Raw genomic sequence first — 14,161 nt, 5'->3', positions numbered from 1 at the left:
CCGCTACAAGGTCTTCATCATCGACGAGGCCCACATGCTGACCCGGGAGGCCTTTAACGCCCTGCTGAAAACCCTGGAGGAACCGCCGGGCCACGTGACCTTCATCCTGGCCACCACCGAGGCCGAAAAATTTCCCCGGACCATTATCAGTCGCTGCCAGCACTATGTGTTCAAACATCTCTCCCAGGCCGCCATCCGCGACCATCTAGCCTGGCTTCTCCAACAGGAAGGGATCAATGCCGAACCCTCGGTCCTGAACCTCATCGCCCGCCGAGCCGCCGGTAGCGTCCGAGACGGCATGTCCTTTCTTTCCCAACTATTGGCCTTTTGTGAAGGAACCCTGGAGGAGCGCCACGCCCGCGAAGTCCTCGGCCTGGCTGGCCAGGAAACCCTCCAGGCCGTCGTCAAGGCTATTCGGGACCGGGATACTGTCCGCCTCTCTGGCCTGTCCAACTCGCTTCTCGAACAGGGCCTTGACCTCGGCTTCTTCCTGCGGGAACTGATTCAGAGCTGGAGAAACCTCTTCCTCCTCGGGCAATGCGGCCAGGAGGCTCATGGGCTTCTCGACCTTCCTGCTCCGGAAATCGCCGTCTGGCAGGAGCTGTCCCAGGGTTTCAGTCCGGCCCACGTCCACGCCTGCTGGCAGGTCACTCTCGAGGGCCAGCGCCGGGTCATGTCCGCTCCGGAACCAGGCACGGCCCTGGAGATGCTCCTTCTGAACCTGGCCTATCTCCCGACCCTGCTGCCCATCGAACGAGTGGACTTTCCCGGTCCGGACTCAGCCGAAAATGAAAATGGCCCGACACCATTGCCCCCACCTCCGGACAAGGCCGGTGGATCTCTCCCCTCCAGATCCGGTCCGCAGGTCTCGAAAAAGGATGACACGTCCGAACAGACCCTGCCCGACCCGGCCGAGGTATTGCCAAAGACGAAGCCGGCCGTGGAGGGCTCGGGGACCTTCGAGGGCTTCACGGCCTATGTCCGCGAACGCAAGGGCGAAAACGGTCTCTACTCCTGCCTGCGTCAGGCCACGGCAATGGTCGGTGAAAGCAGTCTGGTCCTGTCATGCCCCCTGTCCGTCCACGAGCGGACCCTGACCAACGGAGACCACGGCCAGGCACTGAAAGATCTGGTCCAAGACTATTTCGGGCTCAATTGGGACTTGACCGTAGAGGCAAGACCGGAAAAAAAGAGGCGGACCCGCGAGGAGCTTCTAGCCATGGCCCAGACCAACCCACACATAGACCGCCTGCTCCGTGAATTCGACGCCCGGATCATCGACGTGACCGAAATCCCGCCGCGATCCGATTCAAGGGCCTGACCCAGCCTTTCCTGAACCGTCGGACCAAATCCACAAACACCCACTGAATCCAGGAGATCGCCCATGAACGAACTGTTCCGCCAAGCCCAGATCATGCAGAAAAAAATTGCCAAGGCCCAGGAAGAACTCGGCCAGCGGGTCATTGAAGCCTCGGCCGGAGGAGGCATGGTCACGGTCAAGGCCACCGGCAAACAGGAAATCCTCTCCGTGACTATCGACCCGGCCGTAGTCGACCCCGAAGACGTGACCATGCTCCAGGACCTGGTGGCCGCCGCCGTCAACGAGGCCATTAAAAAAGGCAAGGACATGATGCAGCAGGAGATCGGGGCACTGACCGGGGGCATCAACATTCCCGGTATGTTTTGAGCCCTGTCTGCTCCATCCATCGGACCCAACAACGTGAGTTTCCTGCCCCTTCCTCTTCAGGATCTCGTCGACAGATTCCAGTCCCTGCCCGGCATCGGGCCCAAAAGCTCTCTCAGGATGGCCTTGGCCGTCCTGGACTGGCCCCGTGACCGGGCCCTTGCCCTGGCCGGGTCCATCCAGGCCCTCCGGGACCAGCTCTGCCGCTGCTCGATCTGCGCCGCCCTGGCCGATTCGGACCCCTGTCCCATCTGCCAGGATCCGGTTCGGGACAACGGCCAGATCTGCGTGGTCGCTGAATGGGACTCCCTCCTTACCCTGGAAAGTTCCTCGGCCTTCCGGGGACGCTACCTCGTCCTTGGAGGTCTGCTCTCCCCCTTGGACGGCCTCGAACCGGCCCGTCTGGAATTGGACAAGCTTCGACGCCTGATCCTGAACGGCCAGGCCAAAGAAATCATTCTGGCTCTGGGGGCGACCACCGAAGCCGAGATCACCTGTTCCTTCCTCAAGAACCACCTGCACGGCCTGGCCCCGGGCCTGCCGGTCACCCGACTGGCCCAGGGCATCCCCCTCGGGGCCGAAGTCAAATTCATGGACCGCGAGACCCTTCGACAGTCCCTGCAGTTCCGGCAGAACTTCTGATGGCCCCCGAGACCGACCGCTTCCTCCGGGGGGAGGTCCGAACCATATCCTACTCCGACGAAGACAGCGGGTTCACCATCGCCAGAATCAAAACCAAGGAGCACCCCGGCCTGACCACCGTGGTCGGCATCCTCGGATCCTTGGCCCCCGGCGAGATGCTCGAGTTGACCGGGACCTGGACGGAACACCCCAAATTTGGCCCCCAGTTCAAGGTCGAGACCTGCGTTCAGCTTCTTCCGGCCACAGTCAACGGCATCAGGCGCTATCTTGGCTCGGGCATGATCAAGGGACTCGGGCCGGTCATGGCCGGCCGGATGCTCGAGGCCTTCGGGGCCGAGGTTTTGACCATCCTCGATGAGACCCCCGAGCGTCTCCTCCAGGTCGAGGGAATAGGTCCAAAAAAAATTCAATCAATTCGAGAATCCTGGGAAAAGCACAGGGAGGTCCGAGGGCTCATGCTCTTTCTCCAAAGCCACGCCATCCCCCCAACCTTCGCCGGCCAGATCCACCAACTCTACGGAAGCCAAGCCGTGGATCTCCTGCGCGACAATCCCTACCAGTTGGCCTACGACATCCGCGGCATCGGCTTCAAGACCGCCGACGTCATGGCCCTAAAGCTTGGACTGGACCGGACCAGTCCCAGACGTCTTGAAGCCGGGCTCTACTACGCTCTGACCAGGGAGACCGAAAACGGCCACATGTTTCAGGAAAAGAGAAGTCTTCTGGCCCGGGCGGCGGAAATGCTCGAAATCGACGACCATGAGCCTCTGAACGAGGCACTGGAACGGCTGAAGGATCGCAGGAAGGTGACCATTCTCCCCCTGCCCGAGCAGGACATCGACGAGGCCGTCTATCTCTCCTTCTTCTATCTTCTGGAACGGGAGATCACCGAACGGCTTCACGCCGTGGCCACCCACGCAAGCTGGCTCGATCCGCAAAAACTCGACCGGGCCGTCAGCGAGGCCGAGCACCGGGCCCGCATCCGTCTCTCGCCGGAACAGCGACGGGCCGTCCTCGAGGCCTGCGGGCACAAGGTCTACGTGATCACCGGAGGTCCCGGGACAGGCAAGACCACCATCACCCGCATGATCGTCGACACCCTCCGCGACCTCGGCCTCAGCGTCGCTCTGGCAGCCCCCACCGGCCGGGCCGCCAAGCGTCTGGCCGAGGCCACGGGGCAGACGGCCTCCACCATTCACCGGCTTCTGGGTTTCAACGCCAAGCAGGGGTTCGAACAGAACGAGGCCAGGAAGCTGAAAGCCGACGTCCTCATCGTCGACGAGGCCTCGATGGTCGACTGCCCCCTGTTTCTCCACCTCCTCCGAGCCCTGCCCCTGCCCTGCCGTCTCGTGCTGGTCGGAGACATGCACCAGCTACCATCGGTCGGCCCTGGCAACGTCCTTGGCGACATCATCTCCAGCGCCGTCCTCCCCGGGGTCACCCTGACCCGGATCTTCCGCCAGGCCCAGAACAGCATGATCGTGGTCAACGCCCACCTCATCAACGAGGGCAAGTTCCCCCTACCCTGCGACCGGGAACCGCCGGACGCAGACTTCTTCTGGATCGAGAATCCGGACACGGACAAGGTCCAGGAGCTCATCGTCCGCATGGTCGCCGAAAGGATCCCACAAGTCTACGGACTGGACCCCCTTAAGGACGTCCAGGTCCTGACCCCGATGCACAAGGGCGACGTGGGCACACTGGTCCTGAACCGGGTTCTGCAGGACCGCTTGAACCCAGACGGCAGGGAGTTCCAGCGAGGGCCAAGACGATTCCGGGTCGGAGACCGCGTCCTTCAGACCCGAAACAACTACGACAAGGAAGTCTTCAACGGCGATCTGGGCCGGGTCATCGACGTCGACCCCGAGGAGCAGCGGATCGTCGTGGCTTTTGACGACCTCGAGGCCGTCTATGAGACCGAGGATCTGGACGAGATCGTCCTGGCCTATGCAGTCAGCGTCCACAAGTCACAGGGAAGCGAATATCCGGCCGTGGTCATGCCCGTGGTCACCCAGCACTACATGCTCCTCAAGCGGAACCTGATCTACACCGCTCTGACCAGGGCCCGCCGCCTGGCCGTCCTCATCGGCACAAAAAAGGCCCTGGCAATCGGTCTCAGGAACACGGAAGGGGCCAACCGCAACACCCATCTCCGCTACAGACTTCAGGATGCCTTCAATGCCCAGACCTAGACTTGCTCTTCTCCTTTTGACCTCGGGCCGGATACTAACAGGCGGAGCCGGGGCGATCTGGGTTCTGCTGACCATCTACCAATCCACCCTCTGGATCATAACCGGGGACTTCCCTCCTCTGGTCTTTGCAGGAACGAACATTCCCATGCTCTTTCTGACCCTCTGTCTGGCTGGATGCGGTCTGACCGTTACCGGTCTCATCCTGGCCCGCAAAGAGGGTGCCCCCCTCCGGCAGACTGATCGCACCGACAAGGCCTAGCCAACATTTTCTTTGCCTTTCGCCGAATAGTGAACTATGAAGGAAACGGTTCCTTGATCCCTCTACATATCAAACAACAGGAGAGATGCCATGAAAAATTCCGTCGTCAAACTGATTTGTGCCGTGTTCTTCATCGCCCTTATCGCCGGATGCTCTAACGTCAAAAAGGTTAACCTGCTCTACAGCCCGACAGATGCCGACATCAAGGGCTGCGCCGGAAAGGTCACCATCCTGCCCTTCGAGGACAACCGCACTGACAAAAGCCTGGGCAAGGCCCCGGTCAGCGTCTTTGAACCAACGTCTTCTGTGGCCGAGTGGATGCAGAACGCCATGATCCAGGAATTGGACAAGGCCGGTTGCATCACGCAGGTTTCCAGCTCCGTTCCGGACACCGGCCTGGCCGTACAAGGCTTTGTCGAGGAAACCTACCTCTACCAGCCGGCCATGGCCAGCTTCAAGGCCAAAAGCCAACTTAGGCTGAAAATCTACCAAAACGGCAATCTTGCCTACATCAACACCTATCAGGGCCGGCAGCGCCTCGACGCCACGACCACCAGCCGCGAACAGGCCCTGACCCAGGAATTGCAGAGCATCATGGGCTTCCTCGTTCCCGAGATCATCGGATACGCGAACTAACTTCGTCCGTTTCAATGCTTCGAAAACAAAGAGGGCCACCCACGGGTGGCCCTCTTTGTTTAACGCTCTTCGATCGTCACGTGCCAGGAAATCGTAACACCCTACCCTTACCCTGCTCCGAAAGGGAGGTCGGCTCCCGGTCCGGCTCTGGTTCTGGTGGGTCATCGGACGAAGGACCATGTAATTCCTTCCAGTGATGGTTGAAAAGCTGATTTTTCCACCGAACGGCTTGAATCATGGACAAGACGAGTACGGCCCTCTCCCAGTTCCGGCCGGGACGAAACTGTCTGACAACGGCCTCGTATCGGTCGAAGAGCTTGACCAGAGAGGCCTCGTCCAGGCTGTTGAGCTGTTCGGCCAATTTCTCCAATGCCTTTTCCATCCCTTCATCCCCTCAATACCAGCAGCGCTCCGGGGGCCGCCTTTTCATTTGCCCCCTGGGAGGGGCTATGCTAGATGCTTTGCTGCCAAAGCGCAAACCCGAATCCTTGATCGAAAACGCCGACCCTCCGGCAACAAGCCCTTGTGCGGAATTCACAATGAACGATCTCCGAAAAATGTATCAGACCATCCAGGACGACCCCTTTCCCCAGGACCTGACCATCACCCTGGGCGACCAGACTCTCGTGTTCCGAAAACGCTCTTGGAACATCGATGGACAGACCAAAGGACTTCGCTATGGAGAGAATCCCGACCAGTCGGCCGCTCTCTACGAACTGAAACGTGGGACCCTGACCCTGGCTGGCCGAACGTTCCGGGGCCCCAGTTCCGGCCTGGTATCATCCCTTGGCGAAACCCACATGCTCCAGGCAGGCAAGCACCCCGGCAAGACCAACCTGACTGACGTGGACAACGGGATTAACATTCTCCAATACTTGGCGGCCAAACCTGCCGTGGTCATCCTCAAGCATAACAACCCTTGCGGAGCGGCTTGGTCTGACGAGGGACCGGAAGAGGCCCTTCGAAAGGCCTTTTTCGCCGACCGTATCGCCGCCTTCGGAGGGGCCGTGGTCACCAACTCCCCGATCACGATATCCTGGGCAGAGTTCGCGACCAGCCAATACCTCGAGGTCGTGGCCGCCCCTGCTTACGAGGCCGGAGCCCTGGATATTCTGAAGCGCAAGAAAAACCTCCGCATTCTGGAGATTCCCAACCTGGCCGACCTCTCCTTTCTGACCGAGACCCCTTTTCTGGACCTCAAATCCCTGTGCGACGGAGGCCTTGTCGCCCAGTTTTCATTCCAGAATCGAATCAGGACCCCGGCTGACTTCCTGCCGGCCCGAGCCGACAAGGACGGACAAACAATCATTGCTCGGTCTCCGGACCCCCGCGAGGCCGAAGACCTGCTCTTCGCCTGGGCCGTGGAGGCCGGAGTGACCTCCAACTCGGTCATCTTTGTCAGGGACGGAGCCACCGTGGCCATCGGCACCGGTGAACAGGACCGGGTCGGATGCGTTGACATTACCATTCGCAAGGCCCACACAAAATTCGCCGATATCCTGGCCTTCGAGCGTCACGGCCTGTCCATCTATCAGCTCCGGCAACAGGCCGAAAACGACGAGGCCATGCACCGGTCCCTTCAGGACATCGAAGACGAAACATCCTCGGCTTTCGGAGGTATTCCCGGCTCGGTCCTGGTTTCCGACGGGTTTTTTCCGTTCCGGGACGGGGTTGATCTGGCCGTGTCCCAGGGCGTCACGGCCATCGCCCAGCCCGGGGGCTCCATCCGAGATTTCGAGGTCATCCAGGCCGTGAACCAGGCCGACCCCCAGGTGGCCATGACCTTCACCGGCCAACGGTCATTCAGGCACTAAGGCCGCTCGCCCGTCCATGAAGATCGAGGAATTCTCCGTGCCTGTGACCCAGGGGTGCATCGTCGAGTATCTCCAGAACAACCAGGCCGTCACAGCATGGACCATGGAGGCCCAAGCCGCCCGGCTCAGGGTGCTGAACATCAATCAGCGGGAAATGAAACTCCCTCTTGCCCGGATTCTACCCTGGACAGGGCCGTCCTTCTCCACCTCGGCCTCGCGGGAGGAAATGGTCCTGGCCGTCAAGCGTCACAACTCCGCCCGAGAGAAGATCGCCGAGACCATCGACACCATGGAATTGTGGGAACTGGCCCAGGGGGAAATGGACACGGTTTCCCTGGAATGGCTGGCGACCCTGCTCTGGGACAAGCCGGAGCCCGACCAGTTGGCCGCCTTGGGGCGCTCACTCCTGGAAAGCAAGACCCATTTCCGCTTTGCCCCTCCTTTCTTCGAAATCTATTCCGAGGAAAAGGTCCGTCAACGCGAGGCTGAGCTGGCCCAGGCGCTGGAACAGGAACGCCTGGTGGCTGTCGGCCAGTCCTGGTTCAAGTCCCTTTGGGAGTATTTCGAACGCGGCCGGCCGCTTCCGCTGCCCCCCCCCGAGGAAGTCGGCCAAAGGCTCCGCGAGCTTTTGATGGAACGTATCGGCCAGACTTCGGCCCTTGACGGTCCTCCAGTCTGGAAAAAACTCGTGGCTCCTCTTCCGACACTGGAGTATCTGCCCGTGATCCTGGCCGAGGCATGGGGACTCGTCCCCCCCCACTACAACTATGCGCTGGACCAGGCCCAGTACGACGGGACCGACTCCTGGGCCCTTTCCCACGCCGAAGAAATTGCCGGCATCCGCGACCGGGCGAGCCGTCCTGACCCGGCCCAGACCGCAGGCGTCAGCGTGGACGGCCCGAGTACCAAGGACATCGACGACGCCTTCGATATTCACGAAACCGATACCGGGTACCATCTGCGGCTCATCTTGGCCTGCCCGGCTAGGCACTGGCCCTTTGATTCCGATTTGGACAGGGCCGTGGCCCACAGATTCTCGTCTCTCTATTTCCCCGAAGGAGATCTCCACCTCCTGCCCGAAAATTTGGGCACGGACGTCTACAGCCTGCGGGCCGGACAAAATCGGCCGGCCCTGATCCTTGAGATGGATCTGAACTTCTCAGGGGAGGTGACGGCCTTCACTCCCAGGGTCACGAACATCCGAATCGAGGAGAACCTGTCCTACGCCGCCGTGGAGCGGGCATTGTCCTCACCGGGGAGCGATCCCCGGCTCGATACCGCCTCGGCCCTGACCGAAATCCTGCAGCGCCGGCGCATCGCGCTGGGTGCCGTGGTTCTACTGCAGGACGAGCCGGAAATCCGGGTCTCCGGCTATCCCGAAGAAGTTCAAATTTCGATGGAGATCAAGGAACCACACGTCCGGGCCCAGAATCTGGTCAGCGAGTTCATGATCCTGGCCAATGCCCAGATAGCGTTCTGGGCCAATGACCAGGGTCTGCCCCTCTTGTTTCGGACCCAGAACATCGGACTGCCGTCCGATAGTCCCGGCGTCTGGTCGTCCCCCGAGGACATCTACCGCATTGTACGGACCATGGGTCCATCCCTGCTCGAAACGACTCCCCGCCGACACGCCACCATTGGCGTCCCGGCCTACGCGCCCATCACCTCTCCGCTGCGCCGGTACTCGGATTTCATGAACGTGGCCCAGATTCTCCATTGGCTGGACAATGGACGGCCCCGGTGGACCAAAGGTCAGCTCGACGAACGCCTGCCGGGCCTGGTTTCCCGGGCCGAGGCCGTGGCCAGGGTCCAGAGGGCCCGCCCAAGATACTGGAAATTTCTGGCCATCAGAAATCAGGGCCGGGATCACTGGTGGCCGGTGACCATCGTCGATGCGAGTCCCGCCCAGGCGACCTTTTCCCTGTCCGGCTTTCAGCTTTTCCTCCGCGCCCCCAAGGGATTGTTCGGAACCAAGGTCCATCCGGGGCAATCCTTTCTCGTGCGTTTCGCCAGGGTCGACCCCCTTGGGAACGAAATCAAGGTGGCCGAGGCCAGGGAATTGGACCCGGCAGAGGCCGTCGACGGAGGCCATACCCGTGAGAGCGGAATCGATTCCGAACCAGGCAAGATTCAAGACCAAGGAGTTTCTTCATGACCGTCATCCTCTGGCTCATCCTCAGCTATCTCATCGGAGCCGTGCCCTTCGGGCTCATCATTGCCCGAACCCTCTGCCATGTCGACCCCCGTACGACCGGCAGCGGGAATATCGGGGCCACCAACGTTGCCAGAATCTGCGGCCTTCGCTACGGAGTGGCCACTCTCCTCCTGGACATCTCCAAGGGCTTCTTCCCGGTGCTCGTGGCCACGGCCATGTCCGAATCCCATACCTTCGTTACCCTGACAGGCCTCGCCGTTCTCATCGGACACATGAAGTCTTTCTTCCTTCACGGGAAAGGAGGCAAGGGCGTGGCCACGACCATCGGCATCTTCCTGGCCCTGGCACCCATCTCGACCCTCTTGGCCGTGGCCTGCGGTCTCGGGGTCATTTACTATTCCGGCTACGTCTCCCTGGGCTCTCTTTGCTTGACCGGATTGCTGCCCCTTTTCCTCCTGGTTTCCCTGAACCTCGGCTACCTCCCTCTAGCCCTGATCATTTTCGCCTTGGTCTTCTGGGCCCACGGGGAGAACATCGAACGGCTGAAAAGCGGGCACGAAAACACCTGGCGCAAGACCCAGGCGGTCGAGCCGGACTGATCCGGGCTGAACATGGCCACGATCCTGATCGTCGACGACGACGCCAGCCTGCGGGAGGTTCTGGAGATCGCCCTGTTCCGAAGAGGACACAAGGTCTGGTCCGCAGCCGATTGCACCGGGGCCAAAAGCCTTTTGGCCAGCAAGTCCCCGGACCTGACCCTGCTGGACCTTCGCCTGGGCCAGGAAAGCGGCCTCACCCTGCTCCAGGAGATCCGGGAAAAATGGCCCGATTTGCCGGTGATCATGATCACGGCCTATGCCGAGACCCAGAGCGCCATAACGGCCATGAAATGCGGGGCAAGGGACTACATCGGCAAGCCCTTCGATCTCGACGATCTCATGCTGACCGTGGACCGAAACCTGGAGGCATCTCGGCTGCGCCAGGAAAACCGCTGGCTCCGAGACCGGATCACCGACCGCTTCGGGACCATCGTGGGAACCAGCCCTGTCATGAAAACCGTCTTCACCCTCATCGACAAGATCGCCCCCACGGACATCAACGTCCTGGTCACAGGCGAGTCCGGAACGGGCAAGGAACTTGTAGCCAGGGCCCTGCACGGCCGCAGCCATCGTCGCGACAAGCCCTTCCTGCCCATCAATTGCGGAGGGTTGCCCGAGAATCTGATCGAGAGCGAATTGTTTGGATACAGGAAAGGGGCCTTCACCGGAGCCGACAAGGCCAAGAAGGGCCTTTTCGAGATCGCCGACCAGGGAACTCTTTTCCTCGACGAGGTCGGAGACCTCCACCCGTCGCTGCAGGTAAAACTCCTGCGATGCATCCAGGACAAGAGCTTCATTCCCCTTGGAGCCACAGAAGAGGTCAAAAGCGACGTCCGGATCGTCGGGGCCACCAACAGGCCTGTGGACGAAGACGTGGCCTCGGGTCTTCTCCGGGAAGACCTCTACTACCGCCTGAGCGGGGTCATCATTCACATCCCCCCGCTTCGAGACCGTAGGGAGGACATCCCTGCCCTGGCCGACCATTTCTTGACCCGGGCCTGCCGCTCCCAGAACAAGTCCACCTCCGGATTCACGGACGAGGCTAGATCGAAGCTCCAGCGCTACGACTATCCCGGCAATGTCCGGGAGCTTGAAAATATCGTCGAGCGGGCCGTGGCCCTTGAAAACGCCCAGCTCATCCAGCCCGAGTCCCTGGTCGTCTACGAGCAGGCCGTCCCGCCCCATGGTGGTGGGGAGGAAGCCGTGCTTGACGGACGTCTGAGTCTGGACGAATTTCTTGTTGAGCGCGAGAAACGCATTCTCCAGGAGGCCCTTCGCCGTACCGGAGGCCACAAGGGCAACGCCGCCGAACTCGTCGGTCTGAACCTGCGCCAATTCCGATACCGGCTGGTCAAGGTCGGGTTGGACTGAACCTGACGAACACTCACCCCACGAGGACAGACATGCCACAACCGATCAAGGAAGCGGCCTCCATAGCCAAAACCATCATGAGAAACGGCTATGACGCTTACATCATCAATACACCACTCCAGCAGCGAATCATCGATCTCTCCTCCGTCATGGAGGTGGACATCGGCACGGACATTGACTTCGACAACCTGAAATCCATCTTCCCGGACCTTGCCGTCGTGAACGACGGCGAGATCTTCGCCCTGCTCCGCCAGGGTGGGACCCATATCAATTTCTACCGGTCTTCCACGGCCGAAGGAGCCTATGTCGAAGGCTGCGTGGCCAGACTCACCCCTCGTCTGCTCCGCAAGCTGGAACGGACCGGAGAGCTCTCCCTGGCTGTGGCCTGCCCCTACATCCCCGGTCCAGAGGCTGTTTACGAGGGCTTCGAACAATTGGGATCGGGTGTTGTCCGGCTCCAGGGCATACCCGACGAGAACCTGAAGAAGGACTATCTTCGGGCCATTCGGGCTCTGCGCTTCGCCTCCAACTACCATCTGCCCATTGAGGCGAACACTTGGCTGGCCATCCTCAGAGCCGCCCGGCGGGTTGTCGACTACGTACCCATCGCCGATATCATGGACGAATGGCGCAAGGTCGAGGCCGAAAACATGTGGACCTTTGCCCGGCTCCTTTTCGACTCGATGATCCTCCACGGTCTCGTTCCCGAACTTGCCGCCCTGAGTCGAGTCAAGCAAATTCGCAATCCCGAGGCAAACCAGGAAGAGACAGTGTGGGAACACACCCTGCAGGTCATGCGGTACTACCCTGAGGAACTGCCCTATGACTGGTACGGAACCATGGCCTGTCTGTTCCACGACATCGGCAAGCTCTTCACGGGCGAGAGCTTTGAAAACCGGATGACCTTCTACCAGCACCATCGGGTCGGGGCCAAGGTCACCCGCAAAATCCTCAAACGGCTGCGTTTCGAGACCGAGGACATCGATCTCATCTGCCACCTAGTCAGACACCATATGCGTTTGCACTTCATGCTCAACGACAAGGGCATCCGACGCTTCAAATCCCTGGACGAGTACCCGAGACTCATTGAGATGGCCCGGGCGGACATCAAGGCCAGGGACGGCAAATACACAGAGTTCAACCACAACATGAAGATGCTCGAACGGGCCGACATTGATGAAGAGATGCTCGAGCCCCTGGTCAATGGTCAAATGATCATGGAGCTGGCAGGCATCAAGCCGGGCCCAGAGGTGGGGCTGATCAGGGACGCCCTGCTCCAGGCCCAGATCGCCGGAGATGTGAACGACGTCGAGCAGGCCAAGGCCTTTGTCTTGGCCTACCGGAAAAACGAGGAGTTGCTCCGATAGACCGGCCCAACATTCTTGAAGTGACCCGCTCCGAACTAACCCGGTGGGTCGCCGAACGAAACGAACCCGGGTTCAGGGCCGACCAGGTCTGGCAATGGCTGTGGAAACGCAGGGCCGCCACCTTCGACGAGATGACCAACGTTTCCAAGGCGTTCCGGAAGCTCATGGCCCGGTCGTGGTCCATCAGACCACCGCAGATAGCTAAGGCCCTCGCCAGCGCCGACGGTACCGTAAAGCTCGCCCTCGCGCTTGCCGACGGAGCTCTCGTTGAAACGGTCCTCATCCCCGATCGGGGCCGGGTCACCCAGTGCATCTCCACCCAAGTCGGCTGCCCCATGGCCTGCACCTTCTGCTCCACCGGAACCATGGGCCTGACAAGAAACATGACCGCTGGCGAAATCGCTGGCCAGCTTCTGGCCGGACTCGCCCATCTTCAGGCCTCGGGGCGGGAGACCGAGATCAGGAACGTCGTCGTCATGGGCATGGGCGAACCCCTCCTTAACTGGAAGGCCACCGAACCAGCCCTGGAAACCCTCCACGACCCCATGGGACTCGGTCTATCCAGACGCCGGATCACCCTGTCGACCTGCGGGGTGGAGGATCGCATCGGTCAGGTGGCCCGGTCCCGACTGGCCATGCTCGCCATTTCCCTTCACGCTCCAAATCAGGATCTTCGGGAACGAATCATGCCCGTGGCCGCCAAGGCCTTGCCGCTGGACCGGCTGATGGCCGAACTCAAGGCCTACCCCCTGGAGCCGAGGGAACGGATCACCATCGAGTACCTGCTTCTGGGCGGAATCAATGACCGGCTGGAGCACGCCCGGGGGCTGGTCCGGCTTCTGAACGGCCTGCGGTGCAAGATCAACCTAATCGCATACAACCCGGGGCCCGGCCTGCCTTACGAACCCCCTACCCTTCAGGCGGTGAACGCATTCGCCGACCTGCTTTGGGGCAAAGGCTTGACGGCCACGGTTCGAAAAAGCAAGGGTCTGGACATCGCCGCAGCCTGCGGGCAATTGCTCATCCGACCCTCTAACCCTCACCGGAAGGACGCATGACAGATATTCGACCCGACTTCGCCAAAGGAAATGGCTTGCTACCGGCCATCGCCCAAGACCACGCAACCGGAGAAGTCCTCATGCTGGCATACATGGACGAGGAGGCCTGGGAGACCACCCTGGCCACGGGCGAGGCCCATTATCATAGTCGAAGCCGAAACGAACTCTGGCGCAAAGGAGGCACCTCCGGACATGTCCAGCGGGTTCTGTCCGTCCGGATAGACTGCGACGCGGACACCATTTTGATTCAAGTCGAACAGATCGGCGGTGCCGCCTGCCACAAAGGCTACCGGAGCTGCTTTTTCAGACAGCTCTCCCCGGAAGACGGTCTTTGGTCCGAATGTTCCCCTCTCGTCTTCGACCCCAAGGAGGTATATAAATAGC

13 protein-coding genes and 1 pseudogene are annotated in these 14,161 nt (G+C 60.8%); 13 read left to right on the top strand and 1 reads right to left on the bottom strand.

The window, feature by feature from the left end; translation table 11 throughout:
- From EOM25_02335 to EOM25_02310, 6 genes are all read left to right on the top strand, one after another.
- Nucleotides 1-1,321, top strand: a 1,321-nt coding sequence (locus EOM25_02335) for an AAA family ATPase (GenBank protein ID NCC24030.1), incomplete at its 5' end; no start/stop codon positions are given.
- A gap of 63 nt (nt 1,322-1,384) precedes the next feature.
- On the top strand, nt 1,385-1,687 hold the full coding sequence (locus EOM25_02330; GenBank protein ID NCC24029.1) for a YbaB/EbfC family nucleoid-associated protein: 303 nt from the start codon (nt 1,385-1,387) through the stop codon (nt 1,685-1,687).
- Between the two features lie 33 nt (nt 1,688-1,720).
- Nucleotides 1,721-2,326, top strand: a complete 606-nt coding sequence (recR, locus tag EOM25_02325; GenBank protein NCC24028.1) for a recombination protein RecR — start codon at nt 1,721-1,723, stop codon at nt 2,324-2,326.
- The gene (locus EOM25_02320; protein NCC24027.1) at nt 2,326-4,518 is read left to right on the top strand and encodes an ATP-dependent RecD-like DNA helicase; all 2,193 of its coding nucleotides are present in this window, start codon (nt 2,326-2,328) and stop codon (nt 4,516-4,518) included. The genes recR and EOM25_02320 overlap by 1 nt, the downstream gene beginning before the upstream one ends.
- On the top strand, nt 4,505-4,777 hold the full coding sequence (locus EOM25_02315) for a hypothetical protein (protein NCC24026.1): 273 nt from the start codon (nt 4,505-4,507) through the stop codon (nt 4,775-4,777). Before EOM25_02320 ends, EOM25_02315 begins: the two co-directional genes overlap by 14 nt.
- A 90-nt stretch (nt 4,778-4,867) precedes the next feature.
- Nucleotides 4,868-5,413: a hypothetical protein gene (locus EOM25_02310; protein NCC24025.1), complete on the top strand. Its 546-nt coding sequence runs from the start codon at nt 4,868-4,870 to the stop codon at nt 5,411-5,413.
- Nucleotides 5,414-5,603: 190 nt separating this feature from the next.
- On the opposite strand, the pseudogene EOM25_02305 reads toward EOM25_02310, so the two are convergent.
- Nucleotides 5,604-5,795, bottom strand: a pseudogene (locus tag EOM25_02305) (hypothetical protein).
- A 157-nt stretch (nt 5,796-5,952) separates the two neighbouring features.
- On the opposite strand from EOM25_02305, the gene EOM25_02300 reads away from it, so the two are divergent.
- From EOM25_02300 to hisI, 7 genes are read left to right on the top strand one after another with little or no spacing between them, the layout of a single operon-like run.
- Entirely contained in the window at nt 5,953-7,227 is a 1,275-nt protein-coding gene (locus EOM25_02300) for an IMP cyclohydrolase (protein NCC24024.1), read from the top strand.
- Nucleotides 7,228-7,243: 16 nt separating this feature from the next.
- A complete protein-coding gene (locus EOM25_02295; protein NCC24023.1) occupies nt 7,244-9,382 on the top strand; it encodes an RNB domain-containing ribonuclease in 2,139 nt (712 codons plus the stop codon).
- Nucleotides 9,379-9,981, top strand: a complete 603-nt coding sequence (gene plsY / locus EOM25_02290; GenBank protein NCC24022.1) for a glycerol-3-phosphate 1-O-acyltransferase — start codon at nt 9,379-9,381, stop codon at nt 9,979-9,981. The genes EOM25_02295 and plsY overlap by 4 nt, the downstream gene beginning before the upstream one ends.
- A gap of 12 nt (nt 9,982-9,993) precedes the next feature.
- Nucleotides 9,994-11,352, top strand: coding sequence for a sigma-54-dependent Fis family transcriptional regulator (locus tag EOM25_02285; protein NCC24021.1), 1,359 nt, complete (start codon nt 9,994-9,996; stop codon nt 11,350-11,352).
- A 32-nt stretch (nt 11,353-11,384) separates the two neighbouring features.
- Nucleotides 11,385-12,719: an HD domain-containing protein gene (locus tag EOM25_02280; GenBank protein NCC24020.1), complete on the top strand. Its 1,335-nt coding sequence runs from the start codon at nt 11,385-11,387 to the stop codon at nt 12,717-12,719.
- Nucleotides 12,716-13,777 carry a 23S rRNA (adenine(2503)-C(2))-methyltransferase RlmN gene (rlmN, locus tag EOM25_02275; GenBank protein NCC24019.1) on the top strand — a complete coding sequence of 354 codons (1,062 nt, stop codon included), beginning with the start codon at nt 12,716-12,718 and terminating at the stop codon, nt 13,775-13,777. Before EOM25_02280 ends, rlmN begins: the two co-directional genes overlap by 4 nt.
- Entirely contained in the window at nt 13,774-14,160 is a 387-nt protein-coding gene (hisI, locus tag EOM25_02270) for a phosphoribosyl-AMP cyclohydrolase (protein ID NCC24018.1), read from the top strand. Before rlmN ends, hisI begins: the two co-directional genes overlap by 4 nt.
- Nucleotide 14,161 lies beyond the last annotated feature (1 nt).

It is taken from the genome of Deltaproteobacteria bacterium (assembly GCA_009929795.1).
Lineage (GTDB): Bacteria > Desulfobacterota > Desulfovibrionia > Desulfovibrionales > Desulfomicrobiaceae > RZZR01.
The sequence above is the reverse complement of the archived record's forward strand: the minus strand, read 5'-3'. Positions and strand labels throughout refer to the sequence as shown.